Raw genomic sequence first — 18,395 nt, 5'->3', positions numbered from 1 at the left:
CTGGCCACCGTACCGACTGATCATCATATGAAAGAGGGCAGCCCCAAGGCTGCCCTCTGTTTCAAAGGGTAAACGGCTCGCTGCCTGTACTTATCATTTTGTTTCTATTAGGCTTTAAGCCAATTTTCAGCACTTTTTCTGTGCCTGACTCACCCCGCCCCTATCGCCAAGGATTGCACCATGCTGGCTCACACTCGCCGCCTTGTTCGCCGTGCTCTGCTGACCCTGTTGCTGCTGTTGCTGACCGCATGGGCGGTGATCGCCTACTTCGCCTGGCAGGCAGCGCCGCTGCAGCTGTGGCACACAGTGGTGCCCCCCGAACTCAGTGCCGATGAGCTCGATCGCAGCGACTGGCAAGCCTATCTGGCCCGCGAAGCAGAGCTGTTCGAGCTGGTGGCCACCGAGGTAGTCGCCAAGACACCGCCGGTGCAGCAACTGGCCAGCAATCGCTACTATCAGGACGCCCCCATCAATCCCGCCCGCTTTCAGCAGAACTGGAACCGCTCCTACCTGCTGCGCCCCGAGGGGGAAGTCAAAGGGGTAGCGGTGCTGCTGCACGGCCTGACCGACTCCCCCTACAGCCTGCGCCATCTGGCCAGACGCTATCAGCAGCAGGGCTTTATCGCGCTGGGGCTGAGGCTCCCCGGCCACGGCACTGTGCCCGCTGGCCTCGTGGATGTGGATTGGGAGACCTGGCTGGCCGCCACCCGACTGGCGGTGCGGGAGGCCAGATTGCTGGCGCCGGGCAAGCGGCCGCTGCATCTGGTGGGCTTTTCCAACGGCGGCGCGCTGGCGGTGAAATATGCGCTCGATGCACTGGCCGACCCGAGCGGCGCACTGGCAAAACCGGATCGGCTGGTACTGATCTCTCCGATGATCGGGGTGACCCGCTTTGCCCGCTTCGCCGGGCTCAAGGCCGTGCCTGCCATGCTGCCCGCCTTTGCCAACGCCGCCTGGCTCGACACCATGCCGGAGTTCAACCCGTTCAAGTACAACTCGTTTCCGGTCAACGGGGCGCGCCAGTCCTACCGCCTGACCCACGCCATCCAGCAGCAGGTGCGCCAGCTGGCCGCCAGTGGCGAGCTGGCGGCATTTCCCCCCGCACTCACCTTCCAGTCGGTGATGGACTACACCGTCAGCACCCGCTCCATCATTGCAGATCTCTACCACTACCTGCCGGCCAACGGCAGCGAACTGGTGCTGTTTGATATCAACCGCAGCACCCTGTTTGGCCCGCTGATGAACTCGGCCTCCGAGCTGGCGCTGCACCGCTTGCTGCCAAACGCCCCCGGGCACTATCGCCTCACCGTGGTGGGCAATATCGAGCCCACCTCCCCCGCGACGCAGGCCAGAACGCTGGCCAGCACAGATCAGTCTGAGCAGGCCCGCCCGCTGGGTATCGATTATCCCAAGGAGACCTACTCCCTCTCCCATGTGGCGCTCCCCTTCCCGATGGACGATCCCCTCTATGGCATGGCGGCGCGCCCGGAGCAGCGGGAGCAATACGGCATCAATCTCGGCGGTCTGGCCCTGCGTGGCGAGCGCGGCGTGCTGATCGTCAACCCCGGCGCCCTCACCCGCACCTCCTCCAACCCCTTCTACCCCTATCTGCAGCAGCGGGTGATGGAGACCCTCACCGCCCTTCCCGTCGCCCGGCCTGCGGCCGTAAACCCTGCCAGCAGCAGTCAACTTGATGCGGCCTATCAGGCAGAAGTGGAGCAGTTTTTACAGGAGAGCGACGAGAGCAGCGCGCCTTTCTAGGGCGTCTCTGCCACATCGGCCAAGCGGCCGACGTGCTTGGCGCGATAGCGATACAAGAAAGGGGCCGTCAATTGACGGCCCCTTTCTGTTGCTGATGGCGATGGGAGTGATAGCTTGGTGGACTCAGGGATAACGGCTGACCTCAATCAGGTTTTGGTCTGGATCGAGGAAATAGACAGATTCTATAGGCCCGCAAGCCCCGCTTTTGGTCACCGGCCCCTCGACAATCTCCACCCCGTGACAGGCAAGCTGGGCCATCACCTGCTCCAGCGGCCAGCGGGTGATAAGGCAGACATCTCCCGACCCCACCTGCGCCCGGTTGCGCGGCTCCTGCCCCAGCAGTTGCAGATTGATCTTCTGGTTGCCAAACCCTACCGCCCGGCGCCCCGCACCGAAGGTGATGGCCTCCATATTGAGCACCGAACTGTAAAACGCCACGGCCCGTTCGATATCACTGACCGTCAATACCAGATGGTCGATATGGCTGATCATTGTTACCTCCTGGTGGTGATCTGGCTGATGTGACCGGCATATACCCGCAAGCATCCGACTGTCGTCGCCACGGCGGGCAACCCCATCTTACCCGGCAAGGGGGAACCCATGTGTGCCGTGGCGCGCAAAGAGAGCGCAAATGATGATGTAATTTTTAAGGGGTGTTCAGTTGGGCGTTGCAATGGCTGCTGTTGTCGCGTTTGGCTAACTCTTCACTGGCATTAATGCTTCTGGAGTCATCACAATGAGCGGGATGGCCAGCGCCTGACTCAACCGCTCCGCCAGTTCGTAGGCAGGGCCGATGGTGTCGTAGTCTGCCACACAGGTTGCCAAGGCACAGCCGTTGCTCTCTTCGACTCGCAAGTAAACGCTGTAGCCTTGAACGGTCAGACCGCTGTCACGCACCACCTGTATCTCACCTTCCTGATTGATGGCCTCCAGTTCAACCGCTACCGGTTTCTTGAACATCTGTACTCCTCAGTCACTGCAGATAGTGGCAGTAATAAAGCCCAGCATGGGGTAAGAAAAAAATGCTGCCACATCTTGAATCTGTGAGCCACGTGAAAAAATTAATAATACGGGCTCCATAACCAAATATGCCACCGATAATAACATGCTGATTTAGATGAAAAAAATGATATTATCTCTTTCTTCTATAGACAATGTTCGAGGCTCGTGCGTGATGCAACAATGCGGTATTTATGAACAGCTCATTACTCAACTGCTGACATCTCGACTCGACCGCGAGCGCTTTTACGTAGGGGAACGCCAGCTTGAACCTGCCGAAGCGGCAGTTTGGTTATCCAGATTTCTGAGTCGGGTTTTGGAATATGCGGTGGGTTCGGTAACTGGTGAAGATCAGCTGCAACGGCAGATTGAGCTGGCTAACCAGTTATTGCTTTGGCTAAAGGATCGCACCCAAGACCCAGACTTTATTGGCGAGAACCTCATCGATAGTCAGGGAAAAATTCTGACAGCGCTCTACCAATTGGATAACCCCATCTCCGCCAATTTAAAGCAATATGCCGAGGATATTTTCCCTCTGACCGGTCTAACGCAAAGTGAGCTGTTCTGCGGTAGCAATGCGGGTTTGTCGATGGAGTCTGAGATTAAACGGGAAATATTATCGGCAGATAGCATCTGCTGGCTGGTCTCATTCATCAAATGGGCAGGTATCCGTATTTTCCGTCATGAGCTGGAAGAGTTCACTCGCAGCGGCCGCCAATTAAAAGTAATTACTACCTCTTATATGGGGGCGACCGATGCCAAGGCAGTTGAATTTTTAGCTAGTCTCCCAAATACCGAAGTCAAACTCAGCTATAACACCCAGCGCGAGCGGTTGCATGCCAAGAGCTATCTCTTTTGCCGGAATACCGGCTTTCATACCGGCTATATAGGCTCCTCCAATCTCTCTCACTCTGCCCTCACCAGCGGCTTGGAGTGGAACCTAAAAATCACCTCGCAAGAGATCCCGCATATTATCGAGAAATCCCTGAGTACCTTTGAAACCTATTGGGAATCCGATGATTTTGAGCTGTTTGATGGCAAGCTCGAAAGCCGTACAAAATTGCAGCATGCGCTGCAAGAGGCCCGTGGGGATGGGGACAAAAATAGCCCTGCCTATTTCTTTGATATCACGCCGTTTCCCCATCAACTGGAGATCCTTGAACAATTGGCGATGGAACGCGCTTTACATCAGCGCTTTCGTAACTTGGTGGTAGCGGCTACCGGTACAGGGAAAACCCTGATATCCGCCTTTGATTTTGCGCGTTTTTTGAAAACCAAACCCGATGCCAAGTTTCTGTTTGTCGCCCACAAAGAGGAGATCTTGCGCCAAGCATTAGCCTCGTACCGCGGAGTGCTCAAGCAATCCAATTTTGGCGAACTCTTGGTCGGCGGCACCGTGCCAACCCACTACCGTCAACTATTTGCCTCGGTGCAATCCTTAAATAACCAGCTGGATACGTTGCGCCTTAGCCCAGACTATTTCGATTACATCGTCATTGATGAGGTTCATCATATTGCTGCGGCCAGTTATCGTGGTTTGCTCGCTGCCTTTGAACCTCACATTCTGTTGGGATTAACCGCAACGCCAGAGCGCCATGATGGCGGTGATATTCTCGCTGATTTTTGTGGTGTCATCGCAGCAGAGATCCGCTTGCCAGAGGCCATTAATCGTCGCCATCTCTGTCCGTTCCAATATTTTGGTATTGATGATGATACTGACTTGCGCCAAGTGGCTTGGAAAAATGGCCGTTATGACATCACTGAACTCACCAATATCTATACCCACAATCAGCAGCGGGTACAGAAAATAGTCCAGAGCCTCAATGAGATCGTCACCGATATTACCAAGATCAAAGCGCTGGCATTTTGTGTGAGCCGTGAACATGCCGACTTTATGTGCAAGGCATTTTTATTGAAGGGCATCAAGGCTGACATCCTCACCAGCGATAATCGAGACGAGCGGCATAGTAAACAACAAGATTTGCGCATTGGGGTTATCAATATTCTCTGCGTGGTGGACATCTTCAACGAAGGGGTTGATATCCCGGAAGTCGATACCTTGCTGTTTTTACGACCAACGGAAAGCCTCACCATCTTCTTGCAGCAATTAGGGCGCGGCCTGCGGCTGGCGAGCGATAAAGAGTGCTGCACCGTGTTGGACTTTGTTGGCAATGCCCGTGCTGAGTATGACTTTGCCCAGAAATTCCGGGCACTGGTGGGTAAAACTAATAAAGCGATCAGCCACGAGATCAAACAGGGCTTCCCTCACGCCCCCTTGGGCTGCCGCATCGAACTCTCAAAACAGACCCAAGAGTTAATTCTGAGCAATATCAAAAAGGCGACCCTCAATACCTCACGCCTCATGGGCCTGATCCGCCGTTTCTCATTGGATTGTGATTTACCACTGACGCTGGCGAACTTTTTGAAGTTCTACCCTCACATCAGCCTTGAGGAGATCTACAAGCGCGGCAATTGGAGCACCTTGGTCAAACAGGCCCGCAACCATACCATTTCTGAAATGAGCGATGAGAAGTTGTCGACTCTCTACACCCGGGCCATCAAAACCCGGCTATTGGGCTGCGATGCGCTCCATTACTTGAACTTCTTACAAACCTTGGTGGCAGACGCATTTACCTTAACGGCCAAGCACGATGCACGCATGGCCCTGATGTGCCACTACGACTTCTGGCAACAGAGCGGCCCCAATGCAGGCTTTAGCTCCTTGGCGCACAGTCTGAAACAACTCAATCAACCTGAATTAAGGGCCGAGCTGGCAGATCTGTTGCCCATGCTGATCAACCGGGTGCAACACGAACAAAGCGCCATGCCAAACCTTCCCGGTAATCCACTGCAACTGCATGCCCGTTATGCCAGAGAGCAGGTGCTGGTTGGCTTTGGCGCGACCACTTTCACGCAGCAACCCACGGCTCGCGAAGGGGTCTATGTCATCGCAGAGCAAAATATCGAGTTGCTGTTCGTGACCTTGAACAAAACGGAACAGCACTTCTCCCCCACTACCCGTTATCACGACTACGCCATCAACGAGTCGCTGTTTCATTGGCAGAGCCAAAACAGCGCTCGCCCAGAACGGGGTAAGGGGCTGAGTTACATAAACCACAGGGCAGAGGGTAAGCGCTTGTTTCTGTTCGTTCGTGAGCAGAGCAAAGATGAATTTGGCCGCACCCTTGGCTTTGTGAACTTTGGTGAGGTGGAGTACGTATCCCACAGCGGCAGTCAACCGATGAACATTAAATGGCGTCTCACTACTCCGATGCCGCCATTTATGTGGAAAGAGGCCGCCAAACTGGCTGTTGGTTAGTAAGGCTTCTCACTCGGTGGGAAGATGACGCAAAACCCACCGGATTCTCGCCCAAAACCCCGGCTAAATTATCCAGTTGCATAATAACCATGCGGCCTTGCGGTTGTTTAACTGGCCCTAACGTCAGATAATACCGCCCGCCTTCAAACCCCGATAACCCGACTTTCAGTGACGGTAATTGATGACTGAGTACCTGCTTTTATTGATCGGCACCGTGCTGGTTAACAACTTCGTGCTGGTGAAATTCCTCGGCCTCTGCCCCTTTATGGGGGTCTCCGGCAAGCTGGAAACCGCCATCGGCATGGGGCTGGCGACCACCTTCGTGATGACCCTCGCCAGTGCCAGCTCCTATCTGGTGGAGCACTATATCCTGCTGCCACTGGATATCGCCTATCTGCGCACCCTCGCCTTTATTCTGGTGATCGCCGTGGTGGTGCAGTTTACCGAGATGGTGGTGCGCAAGAGCAGCCCGACCCTCTATCGCCTGCTGGGGATCTTCCTGCCCCTCATCACCACCAACTGCGCGGTGCTCGGGGTGGCGCTGCTCAGCATCAATGAGCGACACGACTTTATCCAGAGCGTGATCTACGGCTTTGGCGCCGCCACCGGCTTCTCGCTGGTGTTGATCCTGTTCGCCGCCATGCGCGAGCGTCTGGTCGCCGCCGATGTGCCCGCGCCGTTTCGCGGGGTGTCGATTGCCATGATCACCGCCGGTCTGATGTCGCTGGCCTTTATGGGCTTTACCGGCCTTATCAAGATATAACCATGATCCATATTCTCTTTGCCATTCTGGTGCTCACCCTGCTGGCGCTGGCGTTCGGGATTATCCTGGGCTTTGCCGCCGTCAAGTTTCATGTGGAAGCAGACCCCATCGTCGATCAGCTCGATGCCCTGCTGCCCCAGACCCAGTGTGGCCAGTGCGGCTATCCCGGCTGCAAACCCTACGCCGAGGCGCTCGCGGGCGGCGATCAGATCAACAAGTGCGTACCCGGTGGCGAGGCCACCATGCGCAAAATTGCCGACCTGATGGGGGTTGAGCCCCAGCCACTGGGGGGCAGTGACGAGGCCGCAGTGCCGGTCAAGAAGGTCGCCTTTATCCACGAAGATCAGTGCATCGGCTGCACCAAGTGCATTCAGGCCTGTCCGGTGGATGCCATTGTCGGCGCTACCAAGGCGATGCATACCGTGATTGCCAACGAGTGCACCGGTTGCGATCTCTGTGTTGATCCCTGCCCGACCGACTGCATCGAGATGATCCCGGTGCCCACCACGGTCGATAACTGGAAGTGGGATCTCAATAACGTGCATGTTCCGGGCAAGATTCCGGTCAAGATAGTGGAATAAACAGCGGAGCAACCATGCATTCCTTACTCGAACGTATCAAAGCCGGCACGCTCTGGGACTTTCACGGTGGCATTCACCCCGCCGACAACAAGCTGCAATCAAGCCAGAGCCCGGTGGTGGACGCCGGTCTGCCGCCGCGCCTCATCATTCCGCTGCGCCAGCACGCAGGCCCCGCCGGCGATCTGCTGGTGCAGGTGGGCGACAAGGTCAAAAAAGGGCAGCCGCTGACCCGTTATGCCAAGGGGCGGGTCGTCCCTGTCCATGCCTCCACCTCCGGCACCATCACCGAGATTGGCAACCACACGGTTGCCCACCCCTCCGGGCTCGGCGATCTCTGTGTCATTCTCACCCCCGATGGGGAGGATGAGTGGGGCGAGCGCAATGGCAAAGCCGATTACTGGAATCTGGAGCGGGGCGAGCTGCTCGAGCGCATCCAGCAGGCGGGGGTAGCGGGCCTTGGCGGCGCCGTGTTCCCGACCCACAGCAAGCTCGATGGCCGCGGCCAGCTCACCGAGATCCTGATCGTCAACGGGCTGGAGTGCGAACCCTATATCACCACCGACGATCGGTTGATGCAGCAGTATGCCGACGAGATCATGGATGGCATCCGGGTGCTCAAGCACCTGCTCAAACCGAAACTCACCCTGATCGGGGTGGAAGACAACAAGCCCGAGGCGATCGAGCAACTGACCCGTCACGCCACCGATGAAGATGTGCTGGTCAAGACGGTGCCGACCAAGTACCCCTCGGGCGGTGCCAAGCAAACCATCGAGCTGCTGACCGGCCGTCAGGTACCCAAGGGGGGCCGCGCGGTCGATATCGGCATCATGGTGCTCAACGTTGCCACCGTGTTTGCCATCAAGCGCGCCATCATCGACGGCGAGCCGCTGATCGAGCGGATCGTCACCCTCACCGGCGACAGCTTCAAAAAGCCCGGCAACGCCTGGGTGCGCCTGGGTACGCCGGTGCGCTGGCTGTTGCAGCGTTTCGAACTGCAACCGGAAGCGGAGCAGCGGGTGATCATGGGTGGCCCCATGATGGGCTTTACCCTGCCCCACGCCATGGTGCCTGTGGTCAAGGCCACCAACTGCCTGCTCGCGCCGACGCAGGCCGAGCTGCCCGCCCCCGGCCCGGAGCAGCCGTGCATCCGTTGCAGCGCCTGCGCCGATGCCTGCCCGGCCACCCTGCTGCCGCAAGAGCTCTACTGGTACAGCCGGGCCAAAGAGTATGACAAGGCCGAGAAGCTCAACCTGATGGACTGCATTGAGTGCGGCGCCTGCGCCTGGGTCTGCCCCAGCGAGATCCCGCTGGTGCAGTACTACAAGATCGCCAAAGACGACATTCGCGAAGCCCGCGCCGAGGCCGAAAAAGCCGAACGCGCCAAGCAGCGTTTCGAAGCCAAGCAGGCCCGTTTCGAGCGGGAGAAAGCAGCCCGCGAAGCGCGCCACGCCGAAGCCGCCGCCCAGCGCCGTCAGACCATGACGGCCACAGGCGGGGAAGATCCGGTAGCCGCCGCACTGGCCCGTATCAAGGCCAAGCAGGATGCGCCCATCACAGCCATTGCCGCCACCGCCGAGGGCTTGCCTGACAACAGCGCCGTGATTGCCGCTCGCGAAGCCCGCAAACGGGAAGCGGAGGCGCGCCGCGCCGCCAAGCTGGCCAAGAGCGCAAACAGCGAAACAGCCGCTGCGGCGCAACCCGCCGAGGCGGTTGACCTCGCCAGCGATCCCAAGAAAGCGGCCATCGCCGCCGCACTGGCGCGCGCCAAGGCCAAGAAAGCCGCTCAGGCTGGCGATAGCGCCGAGCCTGTGACTGCCGAAGCCGTTGCTGCGCCTGCGGTAGATGCTGATCAGCAAAAAGCAGAGGTTGATCCGAAAAAAGCAGCAATTGCCGCCGCCATTGCCCGTGCCAAGGCCAAAAAGGCCGAGGCGAATGGTGAAGCGGTAAGCGCAGCCAACGGCACGGCAGCCGAGGTCAACACGCAAAATGATGCCCCTGTCGATCCCAAGAAAGCTGCAATTGCTGCCGCGATTGCCCGGGCCAAGGCCAAAAAGGCGGCCCAGCAGGGCGACAGCGCTGAGGGCGATCTGACCGCAAATGCTGGCACCAGCGAGCCCGCTGCAACCCAAAGCGATGCGCCATCTGCTGTCAGCGAAGCGGTTGATCCCAAGAAAGCTGCTATCGCTGCTGCCATCGCCCGGGCCAAGGCCAAGAAGGCGGCCCAGCAGGGTGACAGCGCAGAGGGCGAACTGACTGCAAACGCAGGCACCAGCGAATTCGCTGCAACCCAAAGCGATGCACCATCTGCGGCCAGCGAAGCGGTCGATCCCAAGAAGGCGGCTATCGCAGCTGCCATTGCCCGCGCCAAGGCCAAAAAGCTGGCCCAGCAGGGCGAAAGTGCCGGTGTTGAGGATGCGAAGAGTGAGCCAGCTGCCAGCGCACAGACCCGCGACGTGGCGGTAGCCAAGAGCGAAGTAACCACCAGCCACAGCGATACGGCTGCAAGTGAAGCGGTCGATCCCAAGAAGGCCGCTATCGCCGCAGCCATCGCCCGGGCCAAGGCAAAAAAACTGGCCCAGCAGAGCGCAAGTACCAGTGCTGAGGTAGAAAATGCCGGTGCTGAGGTAGAAAGTGCCTCTACTCAGGTAGAGAGTGCCGGAACTGAGGGTGAGCGCGCACCGGCCGAGCCGATGCAAAGCGATGCAGCCAGCAGTGAGCAACCACTTGCCGTCACTGCCGTGCCTGAAGCGAACGCTCCTGCAGCTGATGCCCCGGTTGATCCGAAAAAAGCGGCCATTGCAGCCGCGGTGGCCCGCGCCAAGGCGAAGAAGCTGGCGGCCGAGGCAGCCAGAGCCGCAGAGACCGCCGCTGAAGATGCCCCGTCAGCCGACCGAACAACCACAAGGTAATCGACAGACTCATGTTCAATATTGCGACTGCGCCGTTTGCCCATAACCGCAAACAGACCCGAACCCTGATGCTGCTGGTGATCCTGGCCTGCGTGCCGGGCTTGCTGGCCCAGACCTGGTTCTTCGGCTGGGGCTCCTTTATCCAGATCCTGCTGGCGCTGGTCACTGCGCTGCTGTGCGAGGCGCTGGTGCTCAAGCTCCGTGGCCGCGCCATCAAGCCTGCCCTGATGGATGGCAGTGCGGCGCTCACCGCCGTGCTGATCGGTCTCTCCCTGCCGCCACTGCTGCCGTGGTGGATGCTGGTGGTGGGCACGGCCTTTGCCATCATTGTCGCCAAACACCTTTACGGCGGACTGGGTCAGAACCTGTTCAACCCGGCCATGGTCGCCTATGTGCTGCTGCTGGTCTCCTTCCCGGTGCAGATGACCAGCTGGCTGCCGCCGGAGAGCGTGCGCGCCTACAGCCTCGGCTTTGGGGATGCGGCGTCGGTGATCTTCACCGGCTTTAGCCTCGACGGCTACAGCATGGCCCAGCTCAAGCAGGGGGTGGATGGTCTCACCATGGCAACTCCCCTCGATACCCTGAAAACCGGCCTGACTCAGGGGCTCACCACCGGCGAGATCCTGAGCGGCCCGCTGTTTGAGGGTTGGGGCGGAATCGGCTGGAGCTGGGTCAACCTCGGCTATCTGCTGGGCGGCCTGTTCCTGCTGCAACAGAAGGTGATCAACTGGCGCATTCCCACCGCCATTCTCGGTGCCCTGCTGGCGGCCTCCACCATCGGCTATCTGGTGAGCCCGGATGCGACTGCCACGCCCATGTTCCATCTTTTTAGCGGCGCGACTATGCTGGGGGCCTTCTTTATCGCCACCGATCCGGTCAGCGCCTGCACCACCCCACGCGGCCGACTGGTCTATGGCGTGCTGATCGGGGTGCTGGTCTACATCATTCGCCGCTTTGGCGGCTATCCGGATGCCTTCGCCTTTGCCGTGTTGCTGGCCAACCTTTGTGTGCCGTTTATTGACAGCCTGACTCGCCCGAAAGTGTATGGAGCTCGTCGCCAATGATGTTTCTGCCCTTTTCCCCCATCACAGCTGACGGAGCCCGGACATGTTAAAGAGCATGCGCAAGAACGGCCTTATTCTGGCGATGTTTGCGCTGGGCTGTACCGCGCTGGTGGTACTGACCAACGAGCTGACCAAGGATAAAATCGCCCACCAGCAGCAGCTGGAGAAGCAGCAGACCCTCTCGGTATTGCTGCCGGAGGGGAGCTATGACAACGATCTGGTGGCCAGCTGCAAGCAAGTCACCAGCAGGAAGTATCTCGGCAGCGATCAGCCGCAGGCCCTCTATACCGCCAGCAAGAATGGCGTGGTAACCGGCTATGCGCTGGAGGCGATCGCGCCGGATGGCTACAGCGGGGCGATCCGCATCGTGGCGGGCTTTGATGCCAAGGGCACCATCACCGCCGTGCGTGTGCTCGCTCACAACGAGACCCCGGGCCTCGGTGACAAGATCGAGCTGAAGAAATCGGACTGGATCAACAGCTTTGCCGGAAAATTCCTGACCCATGACAACGAACCCCAGTGGGCGGTGAAGAAGGATGGCGGCGAGTTCGATGCCTTTACCGGCGCCACCATCACCCCGCGAGCCGTGGTCAAGGCGGTGAAGAACCTGCTTAAACTGCAGCAGGAGCAACCCGAACTGCTCAGCAACGCCCCGGCTTGTCCGGCGGCGAACTAACGGAGTCGAGCCATCATGAACCAGATGGAACAGATTGAAACGGGCGCAACCCCGATTGCCGAGCTGGAAAGCCGCAAAGGCGAGCTCAAGGAGCTGATGAGTCAGGGGCTGTGGAAGAACAACCCCTCGCTGGTGCAGGTGCTGGGGCTCTGCCCGACCCTCGCCGTCTCCTCCACCTTTACCAATGCGCTGGGGCTAGGCCTTGCCACCATGGCGGTGCTGGTCTGCTCCAACCTCGCCGTCTCGCTGGTGCGCAACTGGGTGCCGAAGGATATTCGCATCCCGGTCTATGTGATGATCATCGCCTCGCTGGTGACCAGTGTGCAGCTGCTGATGAACGCCTACACCTATGGCCTCTATCAGGCGCTCGGCATCTTTATCGCCCTCATCGTCACCAACTGCGTCATCATCGGCCGCGCCGAGGCCTATGCCTCCAAGAACCCGCCGCTGCTGGCGGCCCTCGACGGCCTGATGATGGGCCTTGGCTTTACTCTGGTGCTGCTGGTACTGGGCGGCATGCGCGAGATCATCGGCATGGGCACCCTGTTTGATGGTGCCGAGCTGTTGCTGGGCGAGTGGGCCAAATCCCTGCGCATCGAGCTGTTCCACGCCGATGCCAGCCTGCTGCTGGCGATTTTGCCGCCGGGCGGCTTTATCGGGCTGGGGCTGCTGATCGCCGCCAAGAACGCCATCAATGACTGGCGTGATCGCAAACAGGCCGCTACCGTAGCCCACTGCAACGTTGCCCCGGCCCGCGTCCGGGCGACCGAGCTATGATCGGACGCAAGGCATGAACAACCAGAAACGCAGAGAGATCCTCGAGCGGCTGCGGGCAAACAACCCCCACCCCACCACAGAGCTCAACTTCAACTCGCCGTTCGAGCTGTTGATCGCCGTGCTGCTCTCGGCGCAGGCGACCGATGTCAGCGTCAACAAGGCGACCGACAAGCTCTATCCGGTGGCCAACACCCCGCAGGCAATGCTGGAGCTCGGGGTGGATGGGCTCAAGGAGTACATCAAGACCATTGGCCTGTTCAACACCAAGGCCGAGAACGTCATCAAGACCTGCGCCATCTTGCTGGAGCGCCACGGCGGCGAGGTGCCGGAGAATCGCGAAGCGCTGGAAGCCCTGCCGGGTGTCGGCCGCAAGACCGCTAACGTGGTACTCAACACCGCCTTTGGCTGGCCCACCATCGCCGTCGATACCCATATCTTCCGGGTATCGAACCGCACCGGCTTTGCGGTAGGCAAGAACGTGGTTCAGGTGGAGGAGAAGCTGCTCAAGGTAGTGCCCGCCGAGTTCAAGCTGGATGTCCACCACTGGCTCATCCTGCACGGGCGTTACACCTGTCTGGCTCGCAAGCCCCGTTGTGGTTCTTGTATCATCGAGGACTTGTGCGAATACAAAGAGAAGGTCTATCCAGAGAGCTGAATGACTGGGCGCCACAACCGTCCTACCTGTCTCGCTCGCAAACATCCGCTGCAGTGGTTCCTGTATCATCGAGGACCTCTGCGAATACAAAGAGAAGGTCTATCCAGAAAGCTGATAGCCTCGCAACCGAGATTGAAAGCAGTACACATCACCAACCCGGAGAACTGAGCAATGAGAATTCTGCATACCATGCTGCGTGTCGGCGATCTGCAACGCTCCATCGACTTCTACACCCGCGTCCTCGGCATGAAGCTGCTGCGCAAGAGCGAGAACAGCGAGTACAAGTACACCCTGGCCTTCGTCGGCTACGGTGACGAGAAGGATGAAGCGGTGATCGAGCTGACCTACAACTGGGGGGTGAGCGAGTACGAACTGGGCTCCGCCTACGGCCACATCGCGCTGGAAGCGGACGACATCTATGCCACCTGCGAAGCACTGCGCGCCGCCGGTGCCAAGATCACTCGTGAGCCGGGCCCGGTCAAGGGCGGCACCACCGTCATCGCCTTCGTCGAAGATCCGGACGGTTACAAGATTGAACTGATTGCCAAGAAAGATGCCGGTACTGGCCTCGGTGACAGCTTCTAAGCTGCCCTAATCCCGCTGCCGAATGGCAGGATCAAAAAAGAGCGCATCTGCGCTCTTTTTTATGCCTCTTTGCCGGGGACAGCACTAGATCTCGCCATTGCGCCCCATGCTGATCACCACCCGCCGGTTCTTGGCACGCCCCTGTTCGGTTTCGTTGGAGGCGACGTGCTGCTTCTCGCCATGCCCCTCCACCGAGATCTTGCCGGGATCGATCCCCAGATCGACAAACACCTTCTTGATGGCATCGGCCCGCTTCTCGGAGAGTTTCAGGTTCGGCCAACGGCCGCCATAGCTGTCGCTGTAGGCGTCAATTACCACCACATCGATGCTCTTGTCCGCCTTGATAAACTCGCTGATCATCGCCAGCCGCCGCTTGGAGGGGATGGAGAGCTGATCGCTGTTTTTGTCGTAGGTGAGCACGCTAAAGGCGATATCGTTAAAGCTGTAGGGCAAGAGCCCACTCAGACAATCTATAAAGGCCTGATATTTAACCCGAAAGTTAACCGACGAGAGGGACACTCGCACCGCGCGGTTCTGGCGATACCAGTCCCGATACTGGAAAGTGGGCATCCGCCCCCCCTCCAGCTCGTCGAGCATGGTCCAGGCCGTCTGCCCCTCCACCAGCCCATCGAACTGCTGATAGAAACGCAGTTGACTCACTTCTCGCCCGGCTATTCCCGGGCGCCATACCGGCGGCATGATGCCAAGGCTCACCGTCTGGGTCTGGGCCTGTGGCCGCTTGCCCTTGAGCTCGAAGTCGAGGTTGATCTTGCGCCCGGCACGGCTGACAAACGCCCCCGTTCCCCAGTTGGGAATAGGATGCTCGAGGCGACACTCAATCTGGGTATCGGAGGTCAAACGCCAGACGGATTGATCCAGACCGGCACCAAATTCGGTAACCCCAGCCTGTAACTGCATACTCACGGATATGCTGACCAACCCCAACACCCAAGCGTTCAATTGCTTGCCCTCCACACGATCTCACAAGGGGTATCGGCCAGGGAGGGACAAGCTTTAGCTCAAATGGATCAGTGTGGAGAGGCTCTCTCCAGCAACTTGAAGCTGGCAATGCGTCCAGCCAACTCCCGAGCCAACTGATCCAGTTCGACACTATTCTGCTGCAGGGTGACCGAGTGCTGGCGATGGGCCTCGTACACTTCGCGGATGGTCATTACGTTGTGCTGGATATCGTCCGTTACGTAGCGCTGCTGCTCGGTTGCGGTAGCTACCTGCGCAGTCATGTCACTCACCTTGCGCACCTCATTGACGATGTCGGTCAGCTCGTGACCCGCCCGCTGCGCTTCACTGACACTGAGACCCGCCTGCTCGCTGCCCGACTGCATGGCCACCACCGCCTGACGGGCCCCCGCCCGCAAACGGGAGAGCATCTGTTCGATATCATCTGCCACCTGCTGGGTACGGGCAGCCAGTGAACGTACCTCATCGGCGACCACGGCAAAGCCGCGCCCAGACTCACCGGCACGGGCGGCCTCAATGGCAGCATTGAGGGCCAACAGATTGGTACGATCAGAGATCTGCTTGATGAGGTTGAGTGCCTCGACGGCGGACTCGGTATCCTGATGCAGGTTGTTGACCAACAGCCGGGTCTCGTCGAGGGTGCCGGCCACCTGCTCGATGGCGGCGATAGTCTGATCCACCTCCTTGTCCCCCTGCCGGGCACGTCCAATGGCCTGCTGGGTCGCCAGCGAGGTCTGGGTCGCATTGCGAGCAATTTCGGCCACCGTCGAAGCCATTTCAGTTGCGGCGGTGGCAACCAGTTCAACCTGACCAACGCCACGCACCACACCTTCATTCACTTCGGCAATCACCTCGCTGGAGTTGCTGGCACTACGGGTCAATATCTCACAGGAGCGGCGCACCTCCAGCAACAAGCCTTCCAGATGCTGCAGGAAGCGATTGAGATCCCGCGCCAATGCCCCCAGCTCGTCACCCGATTTCCAGTTGACCCTCACCGTCAGATCATTGTCATTGACGAGCCGTGAAAAGGTGCGATGCAGAGCGACGAAGCCCAGATGCACATCCCGCAGCACCTTCCAACTGATAAGAGAGGTCAACAAAAGACAGCACAGAACCACCATTGAGCCCCACCAGAAGTTGCGCTGACTCTCGCTCTCCATCTGCTCAACCCGTTCGAACAGCTGCTGATAGAGCTGATCCTCACCCTGTTTGAGCAGGTCGATCTTCTCGGTGCTCACGGCAAACCATCGCTCCGGATCGACATCAAAGCCCCCCTCGGTCATCTTGTCCAGAGCTAGCTGCTCATATTTCGCGACCTCTGCAATGACAGGGCTCTTCTCTATTTGCTCAAGCAGTCGTTGCTGCGCCGGACTTGCCGCAGCGCGAAAACGTTCCAGATAACTCTGCTGGGCAGAGAGCAGGGACATAAATTGCTGCAAGGTAGCCGGGGTGAAACTCCCTTTGGCAAAAACATTGCTGAGGGTCGCCCGCTCCATCCCCATACGCTCCTTGTTTTGCAAAAATGCGGCGTAGGCATTGGTCTGCAAGGCAATAGCGGCATCCTGGCTACGCAGGCTAATCTCATCCACCACCTTGAGCAGAGAAGCAATCAACTGGCTATAAAAAGCGACCTGATGGGGAGCCTCTATGGCCAGTTTGTCCACCTGATCGCGGATCCCCGTCAACTCGCTCAAACCCAGATCCGCCTGCTCGTGGACGCTCCCCCTCTCCAACCCCTGAAAGCGACTAATGGCTTCATCAACCTGTTGCCGTTGACGTGGCAAGGCATCGGCAAATTTACGCCCTTCAGAGCCAATAAACCCAGCCGACATGCCACGCTCCTTTTGCAGCTCGTGCACCAGCTGGGCGCTGCGTTCGACCACTGTCAGCTGCTGTAGAGCTTGCGCCATCTCATGGGTCACCCGATATCTGTCGTATGCGTAGTGGCTGGCGAAAAACAGCAGCGCCAATAACGGCAGGCAAATTGCCAGCAACATCTTGCCGGCCAATCCGAGTCTGTTCATCCCGCACTCCTGTCATTTTTATCAACGCGTTGAGTATATCCAGCCTGCTCGCTTATGCCGCTGACGACATCTGCCATTGGCCAGAACCATGAGCTGCATCAACCATTTTCTGCAGATGGCCACGCCACCACCCATAGCCCAACCCAATGGTCAGGTCGAGACAGCCAGAGAGAAACTCGCTACAGTAGATTGGGGCGACAGGAGGTCGCTTGTTTAGGGTATCCAGCCATGAAACACCCGCTCTGCCTGCTGTACCGTCTGGGTTGCGCCCTCTTCGCGGCGATCCTGCCCATGGCGTCACTCGCGGCCAGTAACAACCTTGATGATCAGGAGGAGGACTGGGCGCAAAAACGGGCCAATGCGGTGATCTCGCTGATGACTTTCAGCGTGGTACCGGACATCACGGCCAGCAACCTGGATATCGGCAGCAGTACTGGCCAATCTTCGGCGCTCAACATGGGACAACTGGGAGGCGGCGCAACCCTGAGCGAAGCCGTGCCCATCTATCTGGAGGGGGCGCTGGGCTACAGCCGCTACGACCCCCAGTTTGTGATAAGCAATGGTACCGAGAGTCGCACCATACCGACCAAGTGGAATAGCCTGACCGCTTCGGGCGGGATCGGCTGGGATGTCACCCTTCACAAAGATCCGCGTGGCGGCCACTGGGTGCTGCGCCCCATAGCCAACGTCTCGCTCGGTACCATGGCCAGCGACCTGCGGATCGGCAACTGGCTGCTTGATCGTACCAAGGGCTACTCGCTGGACTTTCTCGATGGGGGTCAGCTCAATATGTACGGGCTGGGTGGCTCGCTGATGCTCGATTACGAACTCTTTTCACCGGCCCAGGACATAGATGCCGAACTGCGCTACTCCTATCAGCACCTGCAGAGCTTTGGCGGCACCTCGACCAGCGTCCGTGGTCACGCCGAGGCGGAGAACCTCGGCCTCTATCTGCGCCGCCGCGCCCCGCTGTTCCACTGGACCCTGCTCGACAGGCCGGTGCGCTATGTACTGGAGGGGGCCCATACCGCATATCTGGGGGAGCAACGGGGGTTGCTTGGCTTTGACTCCCTCAACTCCATCGGCGCCGGTCTGGAGCTGGACAGCAGCAAGTACGACATCATTGTCACCCGTACCCGGCTGGTTGCCCGCTACATGTTCAGCCACAACACCTGCGGTTATTCCATCGGGCTGGCCATGAGCTTCTAACCCGGGCTGCCAGAGGAGCATCCACCGAGTTGCACCATGCAGCTATCACCGCCACCATAAAAAACGCCAGCCTTGCGGCTGGCGTTCTCATGCAG

Annotated in this window: 15 protein-coding genes; 11 read left to right on the top strand and 4 right to left on the bottom strand. The window is 58.9% G+C overall.

Annotated features, from left to right (window positions below; translation table 11 throughout):
• Positions 1-180 precede the first annotated feature (180 nt).
• A complete protein-coding gene (locus G5171_RS12215) occupies positions 181-1,761 on the top strand; it encodes an alpha/beta hydrolase (protein WP_421260237.1) in 1,581 nt (526 codons plus the stop codon).
• 123 nt (positions 1,762-1,884) lie between these two features.
• Here the strand turns inward: G5171_RS12215 and G5171_RS12210 are convergent, their stop codons facing one another.
• Together G5171_RS12210 and G5171_RS12205 are read right to left on the bottom strand one after the other, a co-directional pair.
• A complete protein-coding gene (locus G5171_RS12210) occupies positions 1,885-2,253 on the bottom strand; it encodes a VOC family protein (protein ID WP_127005825.1) in 369 nt (122 codons plus the stop codon).
• 204 nt (positions 2,254-2,457) lie between these two features.
• Positions 2,458-2,721, bottom strand: a complete 264-nt coding sequence (locus G5171_RS12205; RefSeq protein ID WP_042056561.1) for a hypothetical protein — start codon at positions 2,719-2,721, stop codon at positions 2,458-2,460.
• 214 nt (positions 2,722-2,935) lie between these two features.
• Here G5171_RS12205 and G5171_RS12200 point away from each other — a divergent pair, with 214 nt between their 5' ends.
• The 9 genes from G5171_RS12200 (at position 2,936) to gloA (ending at position 14,089) form a co-directional block, all read left to right on the top strand.
• Positions 2,936-6,079, top strand: coding sequence for a DUF3427 domain-containing protein (locus tag G5171_RS12200; protein WP_421260293.1), 3,144 nt, complete (start codon positions 2,936-2,938; stop codon positions 6,077-6,079).
• A 181-nt stretch (positions 6,080-6,260) separates the two neighbouring features.
• Positions 6,261-6,842 carry an electron transport complex subunit RsxA gene (rsxA, locus tag G5171_RS12195; RefSeq protein ID WP_005337600.1) on the top strand — a complete coding sequence of 194 codons (582 nt, stop codon included), beginning with the start codon at positions 6,261-6,263 and terminating at the stop codon, positions 6,840-6,842.
• 2 nt (positions 6,843-6,844) lie between these two features.
• On the top strand, positions 6,845-7,423 hold the full coding sequence (gene rsxB, locus G5171_RS12190; RefSeq protein ID WP_139493998.1) for an electron transport complex subunit RsxB: 579 nt from the start codon (positions 6,845-6,847) through the stop codon (positions 7,421-7,423).
• Positions 7,424-7,437: 14 nt separating this feature from the next.
• On the top strand, positions 7,438-10,332 hold the full coding sequence (gene rsxC, locus G5171_RS12185; RefSeq protein ID WP_421260236.1) for an electron transport complex subunit RsxC: 2,895 nt from the start codon (positions 7,438-7,440) through the stop codon (positions 10,330-10,332).
• Positions 10,333-10,343: 11 nt separating this feature from the next.
• A complete protein-coding gene (gene rsxD, locus G5171_RS12180; protein ID WP_005337606.1) occupies positions 10,344-11,396 on the top strand; it encodes an electron transport complex subunit RsxD in 1,053 nt (350 codons plus the stop codon).
• A 43-nt stretch (positions 11,397-11,439) separates the two neighbouring features.
• Complete coding sequence (rsxG, locus tag G5171_RS12175; protein ID WP_005359614.1) at positions 11,440-12,072, top strand: electron transport complex subunit RsxG; 633 nt, start codon at positions 11,440-11,442, stop codon at positions 12,070-12,072.
• A 15-nt stretch (positions 12,073-12,087) separates the two neighbouring features.
• Positions 12,088-12,849, top strand: a complete 762-nt coding sequence (locus G5171_RS12170; RefSeq protein WP_005350792.1) for an electron transport complex subunit E — start codon at positions 12,088-12,090, stop codon at positions 12,847-12,849.
• A 13-nt stretch (positions 12,850-12,862) separates the two neighbouring features.
• Positions 12,863-13,504 carry an endonuclease III gene (nth, locus tag G5171_RS12165; protein ID WP_421260235.1) on the top strand — a complete coding sequence of 214 codons (642 nt, stop codon included), beginning with the start codon at positions 12,863-12,865 and terminating at the stop codon, positions 13,502-13,504.
• Between the two features lie 171 nt (positions 13,505-13,675).
• Entirely contained in the window at positions 13,676-14,089 is a 414-nt protein-coding gene (gene gloA / locus G5171_RS12160; RefSeq protein ID WP_005337610.1) for a lactoylglutathione lyase, read from the top strand.
• Positions 14,090-14,173: 84 nt separating this feature from the next.
• On the opposite strand, the gene G5171_RS12155 is transcribed toward gloA, so the two are convergent.
• Positions 14,174-15,049: a flagellar protein MotY gene (locus tag G5171_RS12155; protein ID WP_005337611.1), complete on the bottom strand. Its 876-nt coding sequence runs from the start codon at positions 15,047-15,049 to the stop codon at positions 14,174-14,176.
• Between the two features lie 68 nt (positions 15,050-15,117).
• Complete coding sequence (locus G5171_RS12150) at positions 15,118-17,091, bottom strand: methyl-accepting chemotaxis protein (RefSeq protein WP_421250386.1); 1,974 nt, start codon at positions 17,089-17,091, stop codon at positions 15,118-15,120.
• 291 nt (positions 17,092-17,382) lie between these two features.
• Between G5171_RS12150 and G5171_RS12145 the strand changes: the two genes are divergently transcribed.
• Entirely contained in the window at positions 17,383-18,300 is a 918-nt protein-coding gene (locus G5171_RS12145; RefSeq protein WP_421171955.1) for an autotransporter domain-containing protein, read from the top strand.
• Positions 18,301-18,395 lie beyond the last annotated feature (95 nt).

This window comes from Aeromonas sp. 600774 (assembly GCF_049175075.1).
Taxonomy (GTDB): Bacteria; Pseudomonadota; Gammaproteobacteria; order Enterobacterales; family Aeromonadaceae; genus Aeromonas; species Aeromonas veronii_A.
Note: the sequence above shows the minus strand (reverse complement) of the source record. Positions and strands in the feature narration are given on the sequence as shown.